Below are 21,522 nucleotides of genomic sequence, written 5' to 3' on the forward strand. Positions count from 1 at the left end.
TGTCGTCAGGCCACTTCGAGCGCGGCGACCGGGGCCTCGTTGCGGATCAGGTAGTCGAAGGCGGAAAGCGCGGCGGTCGCGCCCTGGCCCATGGCGATGATGATCTGCTTGTAGGGCACCGTGGTGGCGTCACCGGCCGCGAAAATGCCCGGCAGGCTGGTCGCCGCCTTGTCGTCCACCACGATCTCGCCGCGGGGCGAGAGGGCGATGCCGCTGTCCTTCAGCCACTCGGTATTGGGCACCAGGCCGATCTGGACAAACACGCCTTCCAGTTCGACCTTGTGCTCTTCGCCGCTGGTCCGGTCCTTGTAGACGAGGCCGTTCACCTTCTCGCCGTCGCCGGTGACTTCAAGGGTCTGGGCGCTGGTGAGGATCTGCACATTGGCCATCGATTCGAGCTTGCTCACCAGCACCTGGTCGGCGCGCAGCTTGTCGTCGAACTCGATCAGGGTGACATGGCCGACGATCCCGGCAAGGTCGATCGCCGCCTCGACGCCCGAGTTGCCGCCGCCGATCACCGCCACGCGCTTGCCCTTGAACAGCGGGCCGTCGCAGTGCGGGCAATAGGCCACGCCCTTGTTCTTGTAGGTGTCCTCACCGGGGACGCCGAGGTTGCGCCAGCGGGCACCGGTGGTCAGCACCAGCGAGCGCGCCTTGAGCGAGGCGCCGTTGGCGAAGACCACCTCGTGATAGCCGCCAAGCTCGCGGGCGGGCACCAGCTTTTCGGCGCGCTGCAGGTTCATCACGTCGATGTCGTATTCCCCGACGTGGGTTTCCAGCGCGGCGGCGAGCTTGGGGCCTTCGGTGTAGGGGACCGAGATGAAGTTCTCGATGCCCATGGTGTCCTGCACCTGGCCGCCGAAGCGTTCGGCGGCGATGCCGGTCGAGAAACCCTTGCGCGCGGTGTAGATCGCGGCCGAGGCCCCGGCGGGGCCGCCGCCGACCACCAGCACTTCGAACGGCTTCTTTTCGGCCAGCCTGGCCGCCGCCCTGGCCTCGGCGCCGGTGTCGAGCTTGGCGAGGATCTCCTCGACGCTCATCTTGCCCGAACCCCACATCGCGCCGTTCAGGAACACGGCCGGCACGGCCATGACGCCGCGTCCCTCGACTTCGTCCTGGAACGCGCCGCCCTCGATCAGGGTGGCGGTGACATTGGGGTTGTTGAGCGCGATCAGCGTCAGCGCCTGCACCACGTCCGGGCAGTTGTGGCAGGAGAGCGAGAAGTACATCTCGAACTGATAGCTGCCTTCCAGCGCGCGGATCTGCGCCAGCGTCTCGTCGGAGACCTTGGGCGGATGGCCGCCGGTCCACAGCAGGGCGAGGACCAGCGAGGTGAATTCGTGGCCGAGCGGCAGGCCGGCAAAACGCACGGCGGCATCGGCATCGGCGGCGCGGCGGACGAGGAAGCTGGGCTTGCGCGCGTCGTCGCCGTCAAAAGTGGCGGTGACCTTGTCCGAGAGCGAGGCGATCACGGTCAGCAGCTCGCGGGTCTCGGCAGACTTGGTGTCATCGCCCAGCGAGGCGACGAGCTCGATCGGTTCGCGCAGCATGGCGAGATATTGCGAGAGCTGTTGCTTCAGGGCGGGGTCGAGCATGAGTCACAGGTCCTTATGAAATGCGTGGGGAGAGAAAGCGGCGGCCCGGGGTTCCGTCGGCCGCGAAGCGCACGGGGGTGCGGCTCCGGGGGAGGGATGCCCCGGGCCGCACACTGTCACCGCGCGACCCGGATGGCCTTACGGCCTGGTCGCGTACGTCTTAGAGCTTGCCGACGAGGTCAAGCGAGGGAGCGAGGGTTTCCGAACCTTCTTCCCACTTGGCCGGGCAGACCTGGCCGGGGTTGGCGCGGACGTACTGGGCAGCCTTGATCTTGCGGACCAGTTCCGAAGCGTTGCGGCCAACGCCTTCGCAGGTGATTTCCATGATCTGGATGACGCCATCGGGATCGACCACGAAGGTGGCGCGGTCGGCCAGGCCCGAATCTTCGCGCAGAACGCCGAAGGCTTCGGTCAGCGCGTGGTTCTGGTCGCCCAGGAACGCGTACTGGATCTTGCCGATCTTGTCCGAGGTGTCGTGCCAGGCCTTGTGGCTGAAGTGGGTGTCGGTCGAGACGCCGAACACTTCCACGCCCATGCCCTGGAGGGCGGTGTACTGCTCACCGAGGTCTTCCAGCTCGGTCGGGCAGACGAAGGTGAAGTCGGCCGGGTAGAAGAAGAACACGGCCCACTTGCCGGCGATGTCCTTCTCGGTGACGTCGAAGAAGTCCTTGCCGACCTGGAACGCGGTGTTCTTGAACGGCTTGATGGTGCTGCCGATGATACCCATGGATATAAGCTCCCTCGATTGGGTGTTGAAACTGACAAGAGCGGAGATAGGCCGCTCGTGTGACGATGTGTAGGGCCTTGATCCGATTGAGTTGATCGGATTGGCCGATCAGTGGGCGATGGACTGAGCGATTTCGTCGATAAAACCAGCGCAGTTGCGAAAATTCGTGCGGTGGTGCGGCAACTGGGGCAGAGGGGAGGCATGAACATGCTCCGACTTGGCCGTTCGGGCCGGCTTGCGCTGCTGCTCGCCGCCTGCACCTCGCTGGCCGCCTGCAACAGCTGGCCCACTTCGCTGGACAACCGCGCGGCGGGCGACATGACCTTCCGCTACCATCACCGTCTCTACGACCAGTGGTCGCTCTGGGCACCGGTCTCGCAAGGCCATGCGGTGATGTTCGCGCACGAACACCGCATCCGCGACATTTCCGGTTTCGAGATCACCGAGGGCGGGCGCACCTACCGTTATGGCGCGCGGGCGCTGGCGCCGGTGCAGCAGTTCTGCGCGGGCAGCCAGAGCTGCGTGCTGGTCTATCGCGGCGAGGGCCGGCTGGAGGCGCGCACCGCGCCGCTGGCGGACGCGAAAATGGATTGAGCGGGGCGGGACCGGCGCGGGGCGAGGGAGGGGGCGATTTTCCTACTGGCCCCGGCAGCTGTAGTGTCGCCGGAATGTCACCCGCCCGGACCCTCGCGCCCAAGCGCCCGCATGCTCAGCCTGGCTCGCCGCAAGGTGACAGGTGGCCGCGCAAGGTGACACCTTTCGTGTGCAAGGTGACGCCGTCACGGCGCAAGGTGACGGTTTCGGGACGCAAGGTGACGGTTTCGGGCCCCGGGGGGGGCGTTTTTCCCCTGGACCGTGTCAACTGTGTCAACCGGCAGGCGGCCAGTTCAGCCGCGCCTGCTCAGCCGCACTGGCCGCGGTGCAGCAGCTTGTGATCGGCCAGCACCAGCGCCATCATCGCCTCGACCACGGGCACGCCGCGAATGCCCACGCAAGGGTCGTGGCGGCCCTTGGTGAACAGTTCGGTCGCCTCGCCGTCCCGGTTGATGGTCGGCTGCGGGGTGAGGATCGAACTGGTCGGCTTGAACGCCACGCGCACGACGACCGGCTGGCCGGTCGAGATGCCGCCGGCAATGCCGCCCGCGTGGTTGGCGCTGAACTCGGGGCCGTCCGTGCCCGGATGCATCGGGTCGGCGTTCTGCTCGCCGGTCAGGCGCGCGGCGGCAAAACCGTCGCCGATCTCCACGCCCTTGACCGCGTTGATGCCCATCATCGCGGCGGCCAGATCGGCATCGAGCTTGCCATAGAGCGGGGCGCCCCAGCCGGCGGGAACGCCGGTGGCGACGCATTCGACCACCGCGCCGACCGAGGAACCGGCCAGGCGCGCATCGTCGACGATCTTCTCCCAGCGCTTCGCGGCCTGTGCGTCGGGGCAGAAGAACGGATTGCTCCCGATCTCGGCCGCGTCGAAGTTGGTCCTGTCGATGGCGTCGCCGCCGATTTCCGAGACATAGGCGAGGATCGTCACTTCCGGGATCACCAGCCGCGCCACGCCGCCCGCCGCCACGCGGCTGGCGGTCTCCCGCGCCGAGCTGCGGCCGCCGCCGCGATAGTCGCGGAAGCCGTACTTGGCGTCATAGGCATAGTCGGCATGGCCGGGACGATAGGCCTTGGCGACGTCCGAATAGTCCTTCGAGCGCTGGTCGACGTTCTCGATCATCAGGCTGATCGGCGTACCCGTGGTTTTGCCTTCGAACACGCCCGAGAGGATGCGGACCTGATCCGGTTCCTGCCGCTGGGTGGTGAACTTCGACTGGCCGGGGCGGCGCGCGTCGAGGAAGGGCTGGATGCGCCCCTCGTCGATGGCAAGGCCCGGCGGGCACCCGTCGACGACGGCGCCGATGGCAGGGCCATGGCTCTCGCCCCAGGTGGTGAATCGCAGAAGACGGCCGAAAGTGTTCACGCTCATGCCTGGCGCCTTGGCGCGCAATCTTCGGATTGTCCAGCGTTGGCGGTGTGTCACATGCTTGCGGAATGGCCTGCGAAGGGCCATGAGCGCGGCCATGTTCCTGGTAGTCTTCCGCAATCGCAAGCGCGCCGACATCGACGCCGCCGCCTATTCCGCCGATGCCGAGGCGATGGACGCGCTCGCCCGCGCACAGCCCGGCTTCCTCTCGTTCAAGAGCTACACCAGCGAGGATGGCGAAGTGATCGCGCTGTCCGAATGGGAGGATGAAGCCGCCGCGCTGGCATGGCGCCGCGTCGCCGCCCATGCCGAAGTGCAGGCCAAGGGCCGCGACCACTATTACCAGAGCTACACCGCCTTCGCCTGCAACGAACCGCGGGTGCGCCATTTCGAAAGGGAAAGCGAATCGTGAGCCTTGAATTCTACGGCATTCCCAACTGCGACACCGTGAAGAAGGCGCGTAAGTGGCTGGAAGCGCGCGGCAGCGACTACACCTTCCATGACTACAAGAAGGAAGGCGCCGATGCCGCGCGGCTTGAAAAGTGGATTGCCGTGGCGGGCTGGGAAAAGCTGCTGAACCGTGCGGGCACCACGTTCAGGAAGCTGCCGGATGCGGACAAGCAGGACCTCGATGCCGCCAAGGCGGTGGCGATCATGGTCGCGCAGCCCAGCACGATCAAGCGTCCGGTCGTCGAACATCCGGGCGGCTTGCTGGTGGGCTTCAAGGAGCCGGAATGGGAAGCCGCGCTTGGCTAAATCCTAAGGAATAACAGGGGCGACAATGGATCCGGTAGAATGGATCGCGGCGGCACTGGGGCTCGCCAATATCGCACTTCTGGTGCGGCGCAGCGTGTGGAACTACCCGTTCGGCATGGCGATGGTGGCGCTGTACTTCGTGGTGTTCTGGCAGGCCAAGCTTTATGGCGAGGCGGGCCTGCAGATCTTCTTCTTCGCGGCGCAGGGCTGGGGCTGGCTGCTCTGGGTGCGCGCGGGCGGGGGTGAGAGCCGGGTGCCGGTGCGGCGGCTGGGCGGTTTCAGCCGTGCGCTCTGGCTGGTGGCGACGGCGGCGCTGGCGCTGAACCTCGGCTGGGTCATGCACAAGTTCACCGATGCCTCGTTGCCCTATGCCGATGCGGCGATCGCCGGGGCCTCGATCGCCGCGCAGATTCTGCTGGCGTTCCGCCGGATCGAGAACTGGGTGCTGTGGATCGCCATCGATGTCGCCTCCATCGGGGTCTATGCCTACAAGGACCTGTGGCCGACGGCGGCGCTCTATGTGGTGTTTCTGGTGATGTCGGTGCTGGGCCTGATCGAATGGGCGGCGGCCGAGCGGGGCCAGGATCGGGAACTCAAGCCCGCGTGATCACGGTCTGCCTCCATGGCGCGGAAAGCACGGGCAAGTCGGTAATGGCGGCGCGGCTGGGGCTGCCGTGGGTGCCGGAATATGGCCGCACTTATTGCGAGGAGCGCGGCACCGACCTGGCGATGGCGGACCTCCTCGCGATTGCCGAAGGGCAGGCGGAGGCAAGCCGCAAGGCGATGGCAGCGGCCCCGGCGGTGCTGTTGCTCGATACCGATCAGCTGATGACGGCGGCCTGGGCGCAGATGCTGTTCGGCGAGGTGCCCGAAGCGCTGATGGGCTATCCCAAGGCAGACCACTACCTGTTGTTTTCGCCGGACGTGCCGTGGCGCGACGATGGGACGCGGTTTTTCGGGACCGACGAAGCCCGCGCCCGGTTTGCCGCGCTGGCGGAGGAGATGCTGGTGCGGGCAGGGGTGCCGTTCTCGCGCATCGGCGGATCCTGGGATGAGCGTGAGGTGCAGGTTCGTGCGGCGATTCGCGATTTGAAGGAAAGCGAAAGTCCTGGGGGATGATCCCCCAGACCCTCGAAATGTCTTCGTTGCGCCCAGCCTGTCGGTAGTGCGCTCCTTGCGGTGCAGCCATTATGTCTCCCAGCGCAGCTATGGGCGCGGAACGGATCGCACAGGGCACCACGGAGACGGTATTTTACCCCCTGAGTTATCCTTACTTCTTCTTCGTAGCCGTCACGATGAAGTTCAGCGAGAGATCGTCCGACAGGTGTAGCCCCTTCGTCGGCGACCAGGCGATGCCCCTGGGCTCGGCCAGCGTCAGGCCCGCGCCTTCGGCCAGTTCACGCAGTTCCTCGGGCGTCGCGAACTGATGCCAGTCGTGCGTGCCGCGCGGCACTTTGCCCAGCCGCTCGGCCGCCTCGACCAGCAGCAGGCGCGAGGCGGGGGTGCGGTTGGGGCAGGAGAGGATCATCAGCCCGTCGTCCGCCAGCGCGGCGGCAAGCTGGCCGATGAACAGCGCCTTGTCGGTCACGTGCTCGATCACTTCCAGCGAGCAGACGAGGTCGTAGCCCGAGAGCCCCAGCGCACCCAGTTCACCGTGTCTGTAGTCGATGGGGAGCCCCATCGCCTCGGCATGGGCACGGGCCGCCGCAACGTTCTCGGCCGCCGCGTCCACGCCCGTCACCGCCGCGCCAAGGCGGGCGAGGGGTTCGCAGAGCAGTCCGGCACCGCAGCCGGCATCGAGCGCGCGCTTGCCGGCCAGCGGTTTCAAGGCACGGGAATCGCTACCGAAATGCCGGTCGATCTCGGCGCGGATGAAGCTGAGGCGCACTGGGTTGAGCTGGTGGAGCATCGCCGAAGTGCCCTTCGGATCCCACCACTCGGCCGCCAGCGCGCCGAAGTGGGCGGCTTCCTTCGGATCGATTGTTGCGCCAGAAGGCGTGTTCGAAGCAGTTGCATTATCCATGACTCCCCCCTAACAGCCCGCCGAACTCTTATCCACACGCGCATCGTTCATGCGCACAATCTCACGGGGAGCAACGGCACCTTGGCACGTATCGTGATGAAATTCGGCGGCACTTCGATGGCCGGGACCGAGCGAATCCGGCGCGTGGCGGGTATCGTCAAACGTCAGCAGGAAGCCGGCCACGAAGTCGCGGTCGTCGTTTCGGCGATGGCGGGCGAGACGGACCGTCTCGTCAACTTCTGCCGTGAGGCCAATGCGCTTTACGATCCCGCCGAATACGACGTCGTTGTCGCTTCGGGCGAGCAGGTCACTTCGGGCCTGTTGGCGCTGACGCTGCAGGCCATGGGCTGCAAGGCGCGCTCGTGGCTGGGTTGGCAGCTGCCGATCAAGACCGACGACGCCCACGCCAAGGCCCGTATCGAGGACTTCGATTCGGAAGCCCTGCTGGCCTCGATGGCGGCGGGCGAAATCGCCGTGATTCCCGGTTTCCAGGGCGTTTCGCCGGACAATCGCATCACCACGCTGGGGCGCGGCGGTTCGGACACTTCGGCGGTGGCCGTGGCGGCGGCGGTCAAGGCTGACCGCTGCGACATCTACACCGATGTCGACGGCGTCTACACCACCGACCCGCGCATCGTCGCCAAGGCGCGCAAGCTGCCGCTGGTGACCTATGAAGAAATGCTCGAACTGGCCTCGGTCGGCTCGAAGGTGCTGCAGACCCGCTCGGTCTCCCTCGCGATGAAGGAGAACGTGCGCGTGCAGGTGCTGTCCTCGTTCATCGACGAGAACGCCCCTGCGGCAGACACCCTCCCCGGAACGATGATCGTCAGCGACGAAGAACTTGAAGGAAGCGATATGGAACGCCAGCTGATCACCGGCATCGCCGCTGACAAGAACGAAGCCAAGGTTACCCTTACCCGCGTGCCGGACCGTCCGGGCGCCGTGGCCGCGATCTTCGCGCCGCTGGCCGAGCAGAACATCAACGTCGACATGATCATCCAGAACGTCGCCAAGGACAAGGGCGAGACCGACGTCACTTTCACCGTGCCGCAGGCCGATCTCGTCCGCGCGCAGGCGCTGCTGGAAGAGCGCAAGGAAACGATCGGCTTCTACCGCATGATCGCCGACAGCAATGTCGCCAAGGTCTCGGTCGTTGGCGTCGGCATGCGCAGCCATGCCGGTGTCGCCTCCACCATGTTCAAGACGCTGGCCGATCGCGGCATCAACATCATCGCCATCTCCACCAGCGAGATCAAGGTTTCGGTCCTGATCGACACCGACGAGACCGAACTGGCAGTGCGCGTGCTGCACACGGCTTACGGGCTCGACGCGGCGGCCTGACCCTCCGGCAAGCTCAGGGGGAGCGGCCGAACAGTCCGAGTTAGGGAAAGGCGGCGCAGGTAGCGCCGCCTTTTTCGTATCAGTCTTCCTGAGATGGCTGCGCGAGTTCGAGGACGTGATCGCGCAAGTCTGCCGGCCATGCGGCCATGGCGGCGGCGAATTCTTCCAGCTTGTCTGCAAAGAGCAGGCGGCTCGCTTCCTCGAAACCGGGCAGGTCTCCGCCGAGCGCGGACATAACGCGGTAGGCGCGCTCGTGGGCGGCGCGTCTCGCGGTGCGGCCGCCGTCAGCCTTGCGCGCCTCGTCGACAAGCCGGCGCAGGGCCTGCGAGGCGCCGCCGGGTTGCCGGGCCAGCCAGTCCCACTGGCGGGGCAGCAAGGTCACTTCGCGGGCGGTGACGCCGAGTTTCGGGCGGCCGCGACGGCGCGGTGCTTCGCTTTCCTCCGGGATGGGCGCAGCGCCTCGCCAGTCGAGATCGACAGGTCTTCCGGTGGCGTCGTCGAACACCAGCACGCCTTGTTCCTGTCCTGAAAGAGTGGCGATCAGCTCGGCGGGCGTTCCGCGCGCCAAGCGGGTGGTGCCGAGGAAGGCGGTGCAGGTCTGCGTCATGGAAGGGGTCCTGAACTATTTTTGTCCGGGTAAATTGAAATCGCGGCCCAGTCAATTTATCCGGGTAAAAATGACTTCAGGGAATCGAATCATGGATCGTGCCGATCGCAAGGCCGCGCTTGCCGAATATCGCGAACGCAAACCCGAACCGGGCGTCTACGCGCTGCGCTGCAACGCCAGCGAAGAGGTGTGGGTGGGTCGCACGCCGAACCTTCCGGCGATCCGCAACCGGGTGTTCTTCACCTTGCGGCTGGGTTCCACGCCGCAGCGTTCGTTGCAGGAGGCATGGAACACGCACGGGGCAGCGGCCTTTGCCTTCGAAGTGATGGAAGTGGTGGACGCCGAGAAGATCGGCCTCGGCTGGGAGCGCGAACTCAAGAAGCGCCATGCCGATTGGGTGGAGCGGCTGGGTGCGACGGCGATCTGATTGCCTCGCACTCCCTCCTCCCCACTTTCTACTCCGGAAAGGGAATCCCGCGCTTCACCCGTCCCATTCCAACCTCGTCATCCCCGCGAAGGCGGGGATCCCGCTTGTTCTTCAGGCGAGGCTAAAGGTAAGCGGGGCCCCCGCCTTCCCGGGGCCGACGGATGGTTTTAGGCGGCGTGGACAAATTCCTCGAGGTCACGACCGGAGGCAAAACCCGTCAATTCAAGGAGGTGAGGCGCAGGACTATGTCGATAGTTCAAGCCGAACCGACGCCGAAGTGGCGGGTTTTGGTCCGGCCCCTTCGGGGTAGCCCCCATTTGCCCCCCGGCGAGGCGCGCGGACGCGGGAAGAGTGGTTCTCTTTCAAGGCCGTGCAACGCTGCCGGGGGGCAAATGGGGGCTATCGTGACCTCGAGGAATTTGTCCACGCCGCCTAGGCGAGGTCAGTTAAGTGAGGCCCGTTTTTGGTCGCTTCAGAGTGCCTTGGCCAGTTCATCCCGGAACTTCGGATCGGCGAGCCCGATCAGCAGTTCCGCCCGCTGACGCAAAGACTTGCCGCGCAAGTTGGCGGCGCCGTGCTCGGTCACGATCCAGTGGACATCGTTGCGCGGCGTCGTCACCGGGCCGTCCAATCGGGGCACGATGCGGCTGACGGTGCCGCCCTTTGCTGTTGAGCGGCAGGCGATCACCGAGGCTCCGCCTTTCGACGCATTGGCCCCGCGCACGAAGTCGAGCTGGCCGCCGGCGGCCGAGTGCTGCTGGCCGCCCATGAATTCGGAATTGCAGGCGCCCTGCAGGTCGACCTGGATAGTTGCGTTGACCGAGACCACCTTGTCGTTCCGGGCGATCACGGCGGGATCGTTCACCACGTCCACCGGCATCGAATAGACATGGGGGTTGGCGTCCAGCCAGCGGTAGAAGGGATCGTCGCCCATGGCGAAGGAATAGACGCTGAGGCCCGGCTGCGTCGTCTTCAGGCGATTGGTGACCGCCCCTTGCTGCGCCAGACGGGCGAGGGCCGGAGTGAGCAGTTCGGTATGGATGCCCAAGTCGCGCCGGTTGGCGATGCGGCGGCAGACAGCGCCGGGCAGGTTGCCGATGCCCATCTGCAGGCAGGCGCCGTCATCGATCATTTCCGCGATCAGCGCCGCGATGGCCTCGTCCTCGGGCGCGGCCTCGGCTTCTCCGAAGCCGAGCAACGGGACATGGTTCTCGACCACGGCGGTGACCTGCGAGATGTGCAGCGGCGCCGGGCACGCGACGCGCGGCATCGCCGGATTGACCTCCACGATCACCGTCTTCGCGCTATGGGCGGCAGCGGAGGTATAGTCGTTGGCGGCACCGAAGCTGAAATAGCCGTCGGCGTCCATCGGCGAGACGGCCAGCACGCAGGCATCCATGCCCACTTCGTCGCGCATCACGCGGGGCGATCCGCTGAAGGCCGTGGGAACGAAGTCAATCAGTGCTTCGGTGGAGGGATCGGCCTTGATGAGGGCGCGTTCCACCCCGCTCATGAACAGGCATTGCGGGCGGATGCGGCCGAGCAGGTCGCGCCGCAGGATCGTCGATCCGGCGTGGGCCTGCGAAAGCAGGTACCAGACACGCAGGCCGGTGAGCGTCCCCGCTTCGGCCCGGCGGGCAAGCGCGGCAAGCAGGGCAGGGGGTTCGGCCACGACCATGCCCATGGCAAGGTCGCTGTTGCTGGCGATCGCCTCGACCGCTCTGTCGGCGGTGGTCAGGCGGGCTGCGTAGAGAGTTCTGGCATCCATCCCCCCATGGCTCTCACCATGGGGCGGCCAGATCAAGTGCCACCTAAGTCGTAGGGACGACGGGAAGCAGCACCCCGCCCGGTCAGGCTGATCCGCTCAGGCCGAGCGCGCGGCCGCCATGCGTGTGCTCAGGTCGTTCAGGATGCGGGCGGCCTCTTCGGTCTCGCCCTGCGCCGCGGCATCGCGCGCACGGGCGATCCCCGCCGCGATCGTCTCGCGCATGGGCGCCGGCACGCCTTCGCCCAGTCCGTCCACCGAGCCGGCCAGCGTGGCAAGCTGGGCGGCGGCCAGGGCGCGGTCTTCATGCTTGTCGTCGAGGCGGGTAGCCGTGCGGGCGGCGGAGACCTCGATGTCGAGAAGGGCGCTGCGTGCGCTTTGCGGCAGGGCTGCGAAGCGCAGCGAGGTGTCCTGGGGGACGGCGATCTCGGCTGCTGGGGTAGCGGTTTGCACGCGCTCGATTGCCAGCCAGGCGATCACCAGGCCGGAAACGGCGGCCAGCGTGAGGAGGAACAGGCTCGAGGGCTGGAGCAGGGCGCTGCGGCGGGAGGCTTTCGACATAGGGGGTGTCCGGAGGTTTTGATCGATCAAAAGGCATTATAGACGGGCGGAAGTGGGGGCGGTGCGGGTGCTGCCGCTTGTGCGGCGGCATTCCTCATCCTATGGCGCAGGCTCGTTTATGACTGCGGGCTATGGGAGCATCGATGGCCGCCACCTCTAAGACCGCCGCGCTGATGGCGCGGGGCCGTGAATTTCTTGGCAGCGAATACGCGATCCTGTGCGGCGCCATGTCCTGGGTTTCCGAACGCAATCTGGTTTCGGCGATCAGCAATGCCGGCGGTTTCGGCGTGATCGCCTGCGGGGCGATGAATCCCGAGCTTCTCGACAAGGAGATCGCCGGGACGCGCGCCCTGACCGACAAGCCTTTTGGTGTCAACCTGATCACCATGCATCCGCAGCTTTTCGAACTGATCGAGGTCTGCGCCAGGCACGGCGTCAGCCACGTCGTGCTGGCCGGCGGCATTCCGCCCAAGGGCAGTGTCGAGGCGATCAAGGAATCGGGCGCCAAGGTCATCTGCTTTGCGCCGACACTGGCGCTGGGCAAGAAGCTGCTGCGTTCGGGCGCGGATGCCCTGGTGATCGAGGGCATGGAAGCGGGCGGCCACATCGGCCCGGTCTCGACGTCGGTGCTGGCCCAGGAAATCCTGCCGGCGCTGGCCGAGGAGCATCTGGTGTTCGTGGCCGGCGGCATCGGCCGCGGCGAGGCGATGGCCGGTTACCTCGAGATGGGCGCAGCGGGCGTGCAACTCGGCACCCGGTTCGCCTGCGCCAGCGAATCGATCGCACACCCCGACTTCAAGAAGGCCTTCTTCCGCGCCAATGCCCGCGATGCCGTGGCCTCGGTCCAGGTCGACCCGCGCCTGCCGGTGATCCCGGTGCGCGCGCTCAAGAACAAGGGCACCGAGGAGTTCACCGCCAAGCAGATCGAAGTGGCGCGCCTGCTCGACGCCGGTGAAGTGGACATGGGCGAGGCCCAGCTCAAGATCGAACACTTCTGGGCCGGTGCGCTGCGCCGCGCGGTGATCGAGGGTGACGTCGAGAACGGCTCGATCATGGCCGGCCAGTCGGTCGGCATGGTCAGCAAGGAAGAGCCGGTGGCCGACATCATCGCCGCGCTCATGGCCGAATCCGAAGCGGCGCTCGCCAGCCGCGCCGCTGCCTGAGGCCTGCCGCGATGCCTGAAGCGAAGTCGCAGCCGCTGGTCCTTGCGCTGTCCTGCGCCGATCGCCCGGGCATCGTTGCCCGGGTGACCGGTTATCTTGCCCAGGCCGGGGGCAACATCATCGAGGCGCAGCAGTTCAACGACCTCGATGAAGACAAGTTCTTCATGCGTGTCGCCTTCGATCCGGGCACCGCCAACCGCGAGGAATTCAGCGAGGGTTTCGGCCCGATCGCGCATGAATACGGCATGGCCTGGTCGATGACCCGCCGCGACCGGCCGCGCCGGGTGCTGCTGCTGGTCAGCAAGTTCGACCACTGCCTTGCCGACCTGCTCTATCGCCAGCGCATCGGCGAGATGCCGATGGAGGTCGTCGGCATCGTTTCCAATCACCCGCGCGAGGCGATCAGTTCGCTGATGATCGGCGACGTGCCGTTCCATCACCTGCCGGTGACGAAGGACACCAAGGCCGCGCAGGAAGCGCAGATCCGCGCGCTGGTGAACGAGACCCGCGCCGAACTCGTCGTGCTGGCCCGCTACATGCAGATCCTGTCCGACGAGATGGCGGCGTTTCTCTCGGGCCGCTGCATCAACATCCACCACTCGTTCCTCCCCGGCTTCAAGGGCGCCAAGCCCTACCACCAGGCGCATGCGCGCGGGGTGAAGATGATCGGGGCATCGGCGCATTACGTGACCGCCGACCTCGACGAAGGGCCGATCATCCATCAGGATGTGGAAGCCGTGACTCACGCTGACACGCCCGAGGACATGGTGCGCAAGGGCCGCGACATCGAGCGGCGCGTGCTGGCCGAGGCGGTGCGGCTGCATCTTGAGGACCGCGTGCTGCTGAACGGCTCGCGGACGGTCGTGTTCAGAGGGTAAGAGGGTTTTATGGCGGTCAGCGGTATCGATCATGTCAATGTCCTGACCGACGACCTGGAGGCCACGGCCCGTTTCTACGAGGACGTGCTCGGCCTCTCCCGCAGCCCCAACCCGACCGTCGCCGCGCATATTGCCGGTTACTGGATGCGCGACGGCGAGGGCAACGCGGTTGTCCATCTGGTCGACCGCACGACCGCGCGCGGGCGTTACGACGCCTATCGCCCCGGTGAGCCGACCAATGCGCTTCACCATTTCGCGCTGCGCTGCTCGGGCTATGCGGAGATGCGCGCACGGATCGCGGCGCTCGGCCTGCCGCACCGAGTGAACGAACATCCCGCACTTGGGCTCGCGCAGATCTTCCTGGTCGATCCCAACGCGGTGAACATCGAGCTCAACTTCCATGGCGCACTGACGGAGGCCGATTGATTCTGCTGTCGAAAGCCGGGCCGGGGCTGGTCATCGGCCTTGCCGCGGGCTAGCCTCGGCGTCTTCCTCGAAGCAGCAGCGGACCCGCCCTTTCGATGTGTGACGACTTCACCGCCGAGGCCGAAGAGGCCAACCTCGCCCGCCGCGGGCTCAATCGCCGCGAATTTTCCGCGCTGGGCGCCAGCATCGCACTGGCCGGCTGCGCCGCCGGGCTCGGTCCCAAGTCCGCCGGCAGCGACGTGCAGGAAAAGATGGTCTCGATCACCACCGACGACGGGGTGGCGGACGCCTTTTTTGTGCACCCGGCCAAAGGCGCGCATGCGGGTGTGATCATGTGGCCCGATATTGCGGGGCTGCGGGAGACGAAGAAGATCATGGCGCGCAGGCTCGCGGCGGAAGGCTACGCGGTGCTATGCGTGAACCCCTATTATCGCGGCGGCCCGGCGCCGACCTTCGAGAGTTTTTCGGACTACCGCACGGCGGAAGGCCAGGCCAAGGTCGCGCCGCTGCGCGCGGCGCTGACCCCCGATGCGATCACCCGCGATGCCAGGGCCTATGTCGCCTTCCTGCGGGGCGATCCTGCGGTCGACGGCAAGCGCGGCATCGGCAGTCATGGTTATTGCATGGGCGGTCCTTTCGCCGTGCGCGCCGTCGCTGCCGAACCTGTCCATGTGCGCGCGGCGGCCTCGCTCCACGGGGCGGGGCTGGTGAGCGATGCGCCGGACAGTCCGCACCGCCTGATCGCCAGGACGCGGGCCGGGTTCCTCTTTGCCATCGCCCGCAATGACGACGCCAGGCAGCCCGACCAGAAGAGCGAACTGCAGAAGGCCGCAGCCGCTGCGAACCGGCCCGCCGAAGTCGAGGTCTATCCTGCCGACCATGGCTGGTGCGTGCCCGATTCGCCCTCGTGGGATCCCGATGCGGCAGACAGGGCGTGGCAGCGGATGCTGGCGCTCTACGAGACGCTCTGAGTTTCCGGTTTTTCGCGTTTTCCGGGTTCTCGGGTGGGGGAGCGGGCTGGTGTCGCTCTAAAAATGCCCTTTCGGGTATTTTTCAAACAGACTCTAACGGAAGAACCCGCGCCCCCTGAGGAACAGGAAGGTCGCCAGCGCCGATCCGGCCGCCAGCACCGTGGCACCGACGGTGCCGTGGTGGCCGACCAGCGGCAGGTCGCCGGTGTTCATGCCGAAGATGCCCGTCACCAGCGTGGCGGGCAGCATCAGCGCGGTCATGACCGAAAGCAGGTAGAGGTTCTGGTTGACCCGCTGGTTCGACTGGTCGTTGATCTCGTCGCGCACCGAGCGCAACTGGTTGAGCACGCTGATGATGTCGCCGCCCACGCCCTGTACCCGCTGCGAGAGTTTCTCGACCGTGGGCAGCATGTCGGCGGGCAGGTCATCGTCGATTTCGAGCCGGCGGAACACGCTTTTCATGCCGTCGAGCATCCGGTGGAGCTGGGCGAGGCGGCGGCGCACGTCAAGTAGGCGGTGACTGCCGGGCACCGGGCGGTCTTCGACCAGCGCGTCCTCGGCGGCCTGCACTTCGCCCGAGAGGCGGGCGATCACGCGGCCGAAGTTCTCCAGCATCGCGCTCACCATCATGTCTAGCGCGCGCGGCGGCGTCATCGCCATCTCGCTTCCGCTGAGGCGGCGATGGACGATGTCCGCCGAGCCGACCGGATGATGGCGCGCCGAGACGATCAGGTTGCCGGTCAGTGCCATGTGCAGCGCGCCGATCCGGCCGGTGTCCTCGCTATCGAAATCGCGCTCGAAATCGTGCAGCACGCAGGCAACGGTGACGGGATCGACCAGCGCGCGCTGGTGGCGGTCCTGCGAGAGCAGGACCTCGCGCGCGGCGGCGGGCAATTCGGGCGTGGTCTCCACCCACAGGCGGGTGCCGTGATCGGCAAGGTTGAGATGCAGCCAGCGCAGGCGGCCGTCATGGGGGCTGTTGCAGTCTTCCACCGTGCGGTTGCCCTCAGGCGTGAATTCGATGCCCCAGATCAGACCGGGGCCGAGAGCGGGCGGTCCCCCTTCACGCGGTTCGCGCATGGTGTTTCCTCAAGCGGTTCCAGACCTTCTTCTAGCACAGCGATGGCGCATCGCCATTGAAGGAGACTGGAAAGGCGGGCCCCGCCCTCCCATATGCGCGCTCAAGGAGACGCCGATGACCGACAAGATCCACCTCACCGATGCGCAGTGGCGCGAGAAGCTGAGCCCCGAGCAGTATCATGTGCTGCGCGAGGCCGGCACCGAGCGCGCCTTCACCGGCAAGTACGACGGCAACAAGCAGGCCGGGCTCTATACTTGTGCAGGCTGCGGTGCACCGCTGTTCCAGTCGGACGACAAGTTCAATTCCGGCTGCGGCTGGCCGAGCTACACCGCGCCTGCCGAGGCCGGTGCGATCGACGAGCATATCGATACCTCGCATGGCATGATCCGTACCGAAGTGCGCTGCGCCAGGTGCGAGGGACACCTTGGCCACGTGTTTCCCGATGGCCCCGCGCCGACCGGCCTGCGCTACTGCATCAATAGCGCCTCGCTGGACTTCACGCCCGAGGCGCAGGGCTGAGCCCCGGCAACGGGCGCACCAGCGTATAAAAAAAGGGGCCGGATTTCCGGCCCCTTTTCGTGTGTCTTGATCGTCTGGCCAATCCGGCGTCAGGCGCCTGGGGTGCGTTCCGGCGCCGGGGTGCGGACGGCGCGCGGGGCGTTGGTGTTGGCCGGGCTCTGGCGCGTGCGCTGGCTTTCTTCCGAGGAAGAGCGCCCGGTGGCACGGTTGAGGAAGTCGGGGCTGGCGGCAGGTGGCACGCTACCGGAGCCGGAGCCGTTGCCGGAACCGCCGCCACCGTTACTGGGCGTACGCTGGCCAGGAGCCGATGCCGCACCGGGGCCATAGTCGGGCATCTGCGGGGCACCGGGGCCGGGGCCCGGACCGACGCTGCCATCCTCGTAGCGGGGCTGGTCGTCGCCCTGCTCGCCATTGGCGCCGGGATGGACGACGTTGCCGTTCTCGTCGACGTAGTAATAGTCGTCCGGGCTGCCCTGCAGGGCTTCGTCGTCGGGTTCCAGCTGCCATTCGGGCAGCTTCACTTCGGTCTGGAACTGCTCGACCGGGCGGGTCGAGACGGCAACCTTCATGTAGTCGGCAAAGGCGCGCGCCGGGGCATGGCCGCCGGAGAGCCCGCGCACCGGCTTGGCATCGTCGCGGCCCATCCACACGCCGGTGGTGATGCCGCTGGAGAAGCCGAGGAACCAGCCGTCCTTGTTTGAGCTGGTGGTGCCGGTCTTGCCCGCCACCGGGCGCCCGATCTGCGCGGCGCGGCCGGTGCCGGTGGCGACCGTTGTCTGCAGCAGGTCGGTGATCTCGGCAGCCACGTTGGGCGGCACGAGGACCTGGCCGCGCGCCGACTTGTGCTGGTAGAGCACTTCGCCCGAGGTGGTGGTGACCTTGACGATGCCGTAGGGCTCGACCGAGGTGCCACCGGCGGAGATCGCCGCGAAGGCGCGGGTCATGTCGATCACCCGCACTTCGGATGTGCCCAGCACCATCGCCGGCTTGGTGTTGATCGGAGTGGTGATGCCGAAGCGGCGCGCCATCGAGGCAACCGTGCCGAAGCCCACTTCGCTGCCGAGCTGGGCGGCGACGGTGTTTTTCGAATAGGCAAAGGCGGTGCGGATATCGATCTGGCCGGCGAAGTTACGGCCGTCGTTCTGCGGGCTCCATCCGTCGATGGTGACCGGTTCGTCCATCACCCGGTCGTCGGGGGTGTAGCCGGCTTCGAGCGCCGAGAGATAGACAAACAGCTTCCACGACGAACCGGGCTGGCGCACGGCATTGGTGGCGCGGTTATAGTTCGAGTTCACGTAGTCGGTGCCGCCGACCATGGCGAGCACGGCGCCGTCGCGGTCAAGGCTGACCAGTGCGCCCTGCGCCCCCTTGGGGGCATTGGCGGTCATCGAACTGGTGGCGGCCTGCTGCATCTTCGGGTCGAGCGTGGTCCAGACCTCGATCGGCTCGTTGGTGTCGGGCAGCAGCATGTCGAGCTGGGGCAGCGCCCAGTCGGTGAAGTAGCGGACCGAATTCTGGCCCTTTTCGTGGACCACGGCAACGTCGGCGATGTCGGCCCGATCGGCGTCTGCTTGCGTGATCGCGCCGTTCTTGACCATCAGGCCGAGCACCACTTCGCCGCGCGACTTGGCGGCGTCGAGGTCTGCCGTGGGCGAGTAGTTCGAAGGCGCCTTCACCAGACCGGCGATGATCGCGGCCTCGGCAGTCGACAGTTCGGTGGCGGGGTGGCCGAAGAACTTGCGGCTGGCCGCGTCGATGCCATAGGCGCCGCCGCCGAAATAGACCTTGTTGAGATAGAGTTCGAGGATCTGGTCCTTGGAGAACTTGCGTTCCAGCGCCAGTGCCAGCACCGCTTCGCGGGCCTTGCGGGTCATCGAGCGGCTGTTGTTGAGGAACACGTTGCGGGCAAGCTGCTGGGTGATCGTCGAGGTGGCCTTGGCGCGGCCACCGGTGGTCAGCGAGACGTAGACCGCGCGCACCAGGCCAAGCGCGTCGATGCCGATATGCTCGCGGAAACGGCGATCCTCGACCGAGACCATCGCACCGCGCATGACCGGCGGGATCTCGTTGTAGCTCAGCCACTTGCCATAGCTCGGCCCGAGCGAGACGAGTTCGCTGCCGTCACGCGCGCGCACGACGATCATCTGGCCGTTCTGGCTGCTCTTGAGCGCGTCGAAGGCGGGCAACTGGCTCATCGTCACGGCAACCGCGGTGCCAAGGCCGATCGCGGCCAGCAGGACCAGTGCGCCGCCCCAGATGGCCACGCGCCGCGCAAGACGGCCGAGGAACGACGATTGCTGCGGTTTCGAGCGGTTCGGATTCGAGGAGGGCTCGCCGGGCGAGCGGCTCCGGCCGGTATTCTTGGCCATTTTCTAGGTGCAGATCCCTTTTACGGACCGAGCGGTCCGAGCGCTCTCTAGCCCATGGACGCGGGTTTTGTAACCCGCCCTTAACAGAAAGCGCCGCCATATTGCGGAGAGTGGCAGGGGCGAGACGCTCCGTCGCACTGGAAACACCGTGCGCCGGCTGGCACAAGGCGGGCATGGCCACAGACCTCCCGACAAACCGTGCTTCCGCCGATGTTTCCGCCGAACTGGCGATCCGCGCGCGCCGCGCTGCCTTCAACCGGGCGATAGCCGATGGCGATGCGGCTGCGATCGGTCCGATCCTCGCACGCGACTGCGTGATGGTGACGGGCACCGACAGCGCGGTGATTGCCGGGCGCATGGGGCAGGTGAAAGTCTGGCGCCGCGAGTTCGCGGGCGACGGGCGCATGGTCTATGTCCGCACGCCCGAACGCCTGGAGATCTCGCCGGCCCTGCCGATCGCCATGGAATACGGCGCCTGGCAGGGCCGCGATGCAGCAGGCACCACTACCGCTTCGGGCAGCTATGTCGCCAAATGGCGCGAGGCGGGCGGCGACTGGGTGATCGAGGCGGAGATCTTCCTGACGCTGGGTTAGGGGCGGGCTGGCGCAGCCCTGGAAATGACCCTGCGGGCATTCATGGATGAGTGTACGGACTAGCTCGTCGCGTGTTCGGCGGCGGTCACTTCGTCGGCGGCGGCGCGGGCGCGGGCGGCCGCGGCCGCAGCGGCATCGTCGAGCGGGGGAGAGGCAGGCAGGCGCGCGGCGGGCGAGCGAGAGAGCGGCAGGGCTTGCGGTGCCGGTGTGAACTGGCGCTGGCGGAAGCCCGGCGGGGCATCGGCATTGTCGTCCCGGTCGTCGCCAGGGTCGTCGCGATCTGCCCAGCCCATCGGGCGGTAACGTCCGTCCGGCCCCTGCAGGATCATCATCTGGTCCGGCGGCGGCGCCTGCTGGAAGGCCGGAGCGCCGGGCGGCGCGGCATAGGCGAAGTCCTCGCCGCTGCCTTCGAGCGGATAGCCCTGTTCGTCGTCGTAGCCCTGACGGCGCAGGCTGCCGTGATCGCGCGCGGCTTCGCCGTCCGCGCCTTCGAAGCGCACGAAGTCGCTGCCTTGCGCCGTGTCATGCTGGCCGAAGCGCTCGGTCCAGTGGCGCAGCGGCCCGGCGGTGAGGCCGCCGGCGACGACACCCAGTCCTACGCCGGCGCCACCCCCCGCCACCAGCAGCAGAACCATCCATTTACCTGCACCCATAATCACTTGCGTCCCGTCTACATGCCCTGGCTTGCGGCAAGGCGGGTAGCCCGCCTGCCCTGTCGGTGCGGTGAATGGAAAGGCGCCATGGCAGGCGCGCTTCCGGGCTCCGCATAGTTCCGCATGCCGCCGATAACCGCACGGCAAGAGGCCTTGTGAAACGATTAAGTTCAATCCGTGAGGGTATTTTAGAAGATGTACACACGGCGCGACAGCTTTGCGATGACACCTTGCTGGTTCAAGGGCGCTCACCAGCCCGAGGGACGGCGACGGCGGGAGGAGGACGGCTCGGTGCTGTGTACCTGCCGGTTTTGCCGCAAGGAGATCCGCTCGCGCGAGGGCAAGACCTGGAGCCTGGCGGAAGGGCTGGACCTCGATGCCCTGGCGGCGGCCTGCCTGTCGAGCCACTTCAGCGTGGTCGATGTCGTCGATGGGCTGGTGATCGCCCGCTACCCGATCGGCGCGGATCTCGGCGAGGACGAGATCGCCGTGCTGCGGGCCCGGATTGGCGAGACACACGGGGTTGACGACGACGGCGATCTCGAAATCCGCCTCGTCTCCCACAAGGCCCTGCTCGACCGGCGGCATTGAAGCGCGTCTGGTCTTCCGGTCCGGAGCCGCGTGAGCGACCGGACATGCAAAAAGGCCGCCGTTCCCATGGGAGCGGCGGCCTTTTTTAAACCTCGTGGCTGCGCTGGCCGGCCCGGGAGGGGCGTCAGCGGCGCCTCACCTTACTGGGTGAGGGCGGCAGCCTGCTCGGTGGCGAGGGCGTTGCGGGCGTCGGCCAGACGGAAGTCGACGTTGCGCGAGTTGTAGGTGCCGGTCACGCGGTTGCCGCTGACGTAGAGGCGGAACGGAACCTGGCCCGAAGCGGTCCCCGAGATCACGGTCACCTTGCCCTTCTGGGCGGTGGTGTAGTTGTAGTGAACGCCGTCATGCGAGAAGCTGCGGGCGTCTTCGGCCTGGGCAGAGGTGGCGAAAACGGCGGCAAGAGCGGCGGCACCGGCAAAGACAGTCTTGAACATGGCAAAATCCTTTTTCTCAAGAAGCGGGAGATTGCCTCGGGGCATCTCTTATCTTGTTGCAGTGCAACATGTGTTG

Annotated in this window: 25 protein-coding genes; 14 read left to right on the forward strand and 11 right to left on the reverse strand. The window is 66.7% G+C overall.

Annotated elements, in window-relative coordinates; genetic code table 11:
- Nucleotides 1-5: 5 nt before the first annotated feature.
- Both ahpF and ahpC read right to left on the reverse strand, forming a co-directional pair.
- Nucleotides 6-1,595, reverse strand: a complete 1,590-nt coding sequence (ahpF, locus tag DM450_RS00110) for an alkyl hydroperoxide reductase subunit F (RefSeq protein WP_142632061.1) — start codon at nt 1,593-1,595, stop codon at nt 6-8.
- 160 nt (nt 1,596-1,755) lie between these two features.
- Nucleotides 1,756-2,322 (reverse strand): alkyl hydroperoxide reductase subunit C, encoded by a 567-nt coding sequence (gene ahpC, locus DM450_RS00115; RefSeq protein WP_142632062.1) that lies wholly within the window; start codon nt 2,320-2,322, stop codon nt 1,756-1,758.
- 201 nt (nt 2,323-2,523) lie between these two features.
- Here ahpC and DM450_RS00120 point away from each other — a divergent pair, with 201 nt between their 5' ends.
- A complete protein-coding gene (locus DM450_RS00120; protein WP_142632063.1) occupies nt 2,524-2,916 on the forward strand; it encodes a hypothetical protein in 393 nt (130 codons plus the stop codon).
- Between the two features lie 307 nt (nt 2,917-3,223).
- Here the strand turns inward: DM450_RS00120 and aroC are convergent, their stop codons facing one another.
- The gene (aroC, locus tag DM450_RS00125; RefSeq protein ID WP_142632064.1) at nt 3,224-4,291 is read right to left on the reverse strand and encodes a chorismate synthase; all 1,068 of its coding nucleotides are present in this window, start codon (nt 4,289-4,291) and stop codon (nt 3,224-3,226) included.
- 94 nt (nt 4,292-4,385) lie between these two features.
- Here aroC and DM450_RS00130 point away from each other — a divergent pair, with 94 nt between their 5' ends.
- The 4 genes from DM450_RS00130 to DM450_RS00145 are packed head-to-tail and all read left to right on the forward strand — an operon-like array spanning nt 4,386 to nt 6,163.
- The gene (locus DM450_RS00130; RefSeq protein ID WP_142632065.1) at nt 4,386-4,700 is read left to right on the forward strand and encodes an antibiotic biosynthesis monooxygenase family protein; all 315 of its coding nucleotides are present in this window, start codon (nt 4,386-4,388) and stop codon (nt 4,698-4,700) included.
- Complete coding sequence (locus tag DM450_RS00135; protein ID WP_142632066.1) at nt 4,697-5,044, forward strand: ArsC family reductase; 348 nt, start codon at nt 4,697-4,699, stop codon at nt 5,042-5,044. The genes DM450_RS00130 and DM450_RS00135 overlap by 4 nt, the downstream gene beginning before the upstream one ends.
- Before the next feature lie 25 nt (nt 5,045-5,069).
- A complete protein-coding gene (gene pnuC, locus DM450_RS00140) occupies nt 5,070-5,651 on the forward strand; it encodes a nicotinamide riboside transporter PnuC (protein ID WP_142632067.1) in 582 nt (193 codons plus the stop codon).
- Nucleotides 5,648-6,163, forward strand: a complete 516-nt coding sequence (locus tag DM450_RS00145) for an AAA family ATPase (protein WP_142632068.1) — start codon at nt 5,648-5,650, stop codon at nt 6,161-6,163. The genes pnuC and DM450_RS00145 overlap by 4 nt, the downstream gene beginning before the upstream one ends.
- Before the next feature lie 151 nt (nt 6,164-6,314).
- On the opposite strand, the gene ubiG is transcribed toward DM450_RS00145, so the two are convergent.
- Nucleotides 6,315-7,067 carry a bifunctional 2-polyprenyl-6-hydroxyphenol methylase/3-demethylubiquinol 3-O-methyltransferase UbiG gene (gene ubiG, locus DM450_RS00150; RefSeq protein ID WP_142632069.1) on the reverse strand — a complete coding sequence of 251 codons (753 nt, stop codon included), beginning with the start codon at nt 7,065-7,067 and terminating at the stop codon, nt 6,315-6,317.
- An 81-nt stretch (nt 7,068-7,148) separates the two neighbouring features.
- Between ubiG and DM450_RS00155 the strand changes: the two genes are divergently transcribed.
- Nucleotides 7,149-8,408 carry an aspartate kinase gene (locus DM450_RS00155; protein ID WP_142632070.1) on the forward strand — a complete coding sequence of 420 codons (1,260 nt, stop codon included), beginning with the start codon at nt 7,149-7,151 and terminating at the stop codon, nt 8,406-8,408.
- 79 nt (nt 8,409-8,487) lie between these two features.
- On the opposite strand, the gene DM450_RS00160 is transcribed toward DM450_RS00155, so the two are convergent.
- A complete protein-coding gene (locus DM450_RS00160; protein ID WP_142632071.1) occupies nt 8,488-9,015 on the reverse strand; it encodes a DUF2239 family protein in 528 nt (175 codons plus the stop codon).
- 91 nt (nt 9,016-9,106) lie between these two features.
- On the opposite strand from DM450_RS00160, the gene DM450_RS00165 reads away from it, so the two are divergent.
- Nucleotides 9,107-9,442: a GIY-YIG nuclease family protein gene (locus tag DM450_RS00165; protein WP_142632072.1), complete on the forward strand. Its 336-nt coding sequence runs from the start codon at nt 9,107-9,109 to the stop codon at nt 9,440-9,442.
- A 472-nt stretch (nt 9,443-9,914) separates the two neighbouring features.
- Here DM450_RS00165 and DM450_RS00170 read toward each other — a convergent pair whose 3' ends face one another.
- Both DM450_RS00170 and DM450_RS00175 read right to left on the reverse strand, forming a co-directional pair.
- The gene (locus tag DM450_RS00170; protein ID WP_142632073.1) at nt 9,915-11,210 is read right to left on the reverse strand and encodes an acetyl-CoA hydrolase/transferase family protein; all 1,296 of its coding nucleotides are present in this window, start codon (nt 11,208-11,210) and stop codon (nt 9,915-9,917) included.
- Nucleotides 11,211-11,306: 96 nt separating this feature from the next.
- Nucleotides 11,307-11,768 (reverse strand): hypothetical protein, encoded by a 462-nt coding sequence (locus DM450_RS00175; protein ID WP_142632074.1) that lies wholly within the window; start codon nt 11,766-11,768, stop codon nt 11,307-11,309.
- Nucleotides 11,769-11,911: 143 nt separating this feature from the next.
- Here DM450_RS00175 and DM450_RS00180 point away from each other — a divergent pair, with 143 nt between their 5' ends.
- From DM450_RS00180 to DM450_RS00195, 4 genes are all read left to right on the forward strand, one after another.
- Nucleotides 11,912-12,931, forward strand: a complete 1,020-nt coding sequence (locus tag DM450_RS00180) for an NAD(P)H-dependent flavin oxidoreductase (RefSeq protein WP_142632075.1) — start codon at nt 11,912-11,914, stop codon at nt 12,929-12,931.
- Nucleotides 12,932-12,942: 11 nt separating this feature from the next.
- Entirely contained in the window at nt 12,943-13,809 is an 867-nt protein-coding gene (purU, locus tag DM450_RS00185) for a formyltetrahydrofolate deformylase (protein WP_142632076.1), read from the forward strand.
- A 9-nt stretch (nt 13,810-13,818) separates the two neighbouring features.
- Complete coding sequence (locus tag DM450_RS00190) at nt 13,819-14,235, forward strand: VOC family protein (protein ID WP_142632077.1); 417 nt, start codon at nt 13,819-13,821, stop codon at nt 14,233-14,235.
- A gap of 95 nt (nt 14,236-14,330) precedes the next feature.
- Nucleotides 14,331-15,206, forward strand: coding sequence for a dienelactone hydrolase family protein (locus DM450_RS00195; RefSeq protein WP_142632078.1), 876 nt, complete (start codon nt 14,331-14,333; stop codon nt 15,204-15,206).
- A gap of 93 nt (nt 15,207-15,299) precedes the next feature.
- Here the strand turns inward: DM450_RS00195 and DM450_RS00200 are convergent, their stop codons facing one another.
- On the reverse strand, nt 15,300-16,286 hold the full coding sequence (locus DM450_RS00200) for a CorA family divalent cation transporter (RefSeq protein WP_142632079.1): 987 nt from the start codon (nt 16,284-16,286) through the stop codon (nt 15,300-15,302).
- A 115-nt stretch (nt 16,287-16,401) separates the two neighbouring features.
- Here DM450_RS00200 and msrB point away from each other — a divergent pair, with 115 nt between their 5' ends.
- On the forward strand, nt 16,402-16,806 hold the full coding sequence (gene msrB, locus DM450_RS00205; protein ID WP_142632080.1) for a peptide-methionine (R)-S-oxide reductase MsrB: 405 nt from the start codon (nt 16,402-16,404) through the stop codon (nt 16,804-16,806).
- An 89-nt stretch (nt 16,807-16,895) separates the two neighbouring features.
- Here the strand turns inward: msrB and DM450_RS00210 are convergent, their stop codons facing one another.
- Nucleotides 16,896-19,175 carry a transglycosylase domain-containing protein gene (locus DM450_RS00210; protein WP_142632081.1) on the reverse strand — a complete coding sequence of 760 codons (2,280 nt, stop codon included), beginning with the start codon at nt 19,173-19,175 and terminating at the stop codon, nt 16,896-16,898.
- Between the two features lie 173 nt (nt 19,176-19,348).
- Between DM450_RS00210 and DM450_RS00215 the strand changes: the two genes are divergently transcribed.
- Nucleotides 19,349-19,768, forward strand: coding sequence for a DUF4440 domain-containing protein (locus DM450_RS00215; RefSeq protein WP_142632082.1), 420 nt, complete (start codon nt 19,349-19,351; stop codon nt 19,766-19,768).
- A gap of 59 nt (nt 19,769-19,827) precedes the next feature.
- Here DM450_RS00215 and DM450_RS00220 read toward each other — a convergent pair whose 3' ends face one another.
- Entirely contained in the window at nt 19,828-20,403 is a 576-nt protein-coding gene (locus tag DM450_RS00220) for a hypothetical protein (RefSeq protein ID WP_142632083.1), read from the reverse strand.
- Between the two features lie 213 nt (nt 20,404-20,616).
- Between DM450_RS00220 and DM450_RS00225 the strand changes: the two genes are divergently transcribed.
- The gene (locus DM450_RS00225; RefSeq protein WP_142632084.1) at nt 20,617-21,012 is read left to right on the forward strand and encodes a hypothetical protein; all 396 of its coding nucleotides are present in this window, start codon (nt 20,617-20,619) and stop codon (nt 21,010-21,012) included.
- A gap of 140 nt (nt 21,013-21,152) precedes the next feature.
- On the opposite strand, the gene DM450_RS00230 is transcribed toward DM450_RS00225, so the two are convergent.
- Nucleotides 21,153-21,446 (reverse strand): hypothetical protein, encoded by a 294-nt coding sequence (locus tag DM450_RS00230; protein WP_142632085.1) that lies wholly within the window; start codon nt 21,444-21,446, stop codon nt 21,153-21,155.
- Between the last annotated feature and the right edge of the window lie 76 nt (nt 21,447-21,522).

It is taken from the genome of Sphingomonas sp. IC081, assembly GCF_006874585.1.
Classification (GTDB): domain Bacteria; phylum Pseudomonadota; class Alphaproteobacteria; order Sphingomonadales; family Sphingomonadaceae; genus Novosphingobium.

Coding starts and splice junctions, on each gene's coding strand:
- DM450_RS00230 (WP_142632085.1), bottom strand. CDS start 21,446: ATGTTCAAGACTGTCTTTGCCGGTGCCGCCGCTCTTGCCGCCGTTTTC.
- DM450_RS00225 (WP_142632084.1), top strand. CDS start 20,617: ATGTACACACGGCGCGACAGCTTTGCGATGACACCTTGCTGGTTCAAG.
- DM450_RS00165 (WP_142632072.1), top strand. CDS start 9,107: ATGGATCGTGCCGATCGCAAGGCCGCGCTTGCCGAATATCGCGAACGC.
- DM450_RS00215 (WP_142632082.1), top strand. CDS start 19,349: ATGGCCACAGACCTCCCGACAAACCGTGCTTCCGCCGATGTTTCCGCC.
- DM450_RS00170 (WP_142632073.1), bottom strand. CDS start 11,210: ATGGATGCCAGAACTCTCTACGCAGCCCGCCTGACCACCGCCGACAGA.
- DM450_RS00175 (WP_142632074.1), bottom strand. CDS start 11,768: ATGTCGAAAGCCTCCCGCCGCAGCGCCCTGCTCCAGCCCTCGAGCCTG.
- purU (WP_142632076.1), top strand. CDS start 12,943: ATGCCTGAAGCGAAGTCGCAGCCGCTGGTCCTTGCGCTGTCCTGCGCC.
- DM450_RS00190 (WP_142632077.1), top strand. CDS start 13,819: ATGGCGGTCAGCGGTATCGATCATGTCAATGTCCTGACCGACGACCTG.
- DM450_RS00160 (WP_142632071.1), bottom strand. CDS start 9,015: ATGACGCAGACCTGCACCGCCTTCCTCGGCACCACCCGCTTGGCGCGC.
- DM450_RS00220 (WP_142632083.1), bottom strand. CDS start 20,403: ATGGTTCTGCTGCTGGTGGCGGGGGGTGGCGCCGGCGTAGGACTGGGT.
- ahpC (WP_142632062.1), bottom strand. CDS start 2,322: ATGGGTATCATCGGCAGCACCATCAAGCCGTTCAAGAACACCGCGTTC.
- DM450_RS00180 (WP_142632075.1), top strand. CDS start 11,912: ATGGCCGCCACCTCTAAGACCGCCGCGCTGATGGCGCGGGGCCGTGAA.
- aroC (WP_142632064.1), bottom strand. CDS start 4,291: ATGAGCGTGAACACTTTCGGCCGTCTTCTGCGATTCACCACCTGGGGC.
- msrB (WP_142632080.1), top strand. CDS start 16,402: ATGACCGACAAGATCCACCTCACCGATGCGCAGTGGCGCGAGAAGCTG.
- pnuC (WP_142632067.1), top strand. CDS start 5,070: ATGGATCCGGTAGAATGGATCGCGGCGGCACTGGGGCTCGCCAATATC.
- ubiG (WP_142632069.1), bottom strand. CDS start 7,067: ATGGATAATGCAACTGCTTCGAACACGCCTTCTGGCGCAACAATCGAT.
- DM450_RS00120 (WP_142632063.1), top strand. CDS start 2,524: ATGAACATGCTCCGACTTGGCCGTTCGGGCCGGCTTGCGCTGCTGCTC.
- ahpF (WP_142632061.1), bottom strand. CDS start 1,595: ATGCTCGACCCCGCCCTGAAGCAACAGCTCTCGCAATATCTCGCCATG.
- DM450_RS00200 (WP_142632079.1), bottom strand. CDS start 16,286: ATGCGCGAACCGCGTGAAGGGGGACCGCCCGCTCTCGGCCCCGGTCTG.
- DM450_RS00210 (WP_142632081.1), bottom strand. CDS start 19,175: ATGGCCAAGAATACCGGCCGGAGCCGCTCGCCCGGCGAGCCCTCCTCG.
- DM450_RS00130 (WP_142632065.1), top strand. CDS start 4,386: ATGTTCCTGGTAGTCTTCCGCAATCGCAAGCGCGCCGACATCGACGCC.
- DM450_RS00195 (WP_142632078.1), top strand. CDS start 14,331: ATGTGTGACGACTTCACCGCCGAGGCCGAAGAGGCCAACCTCGCCCGC.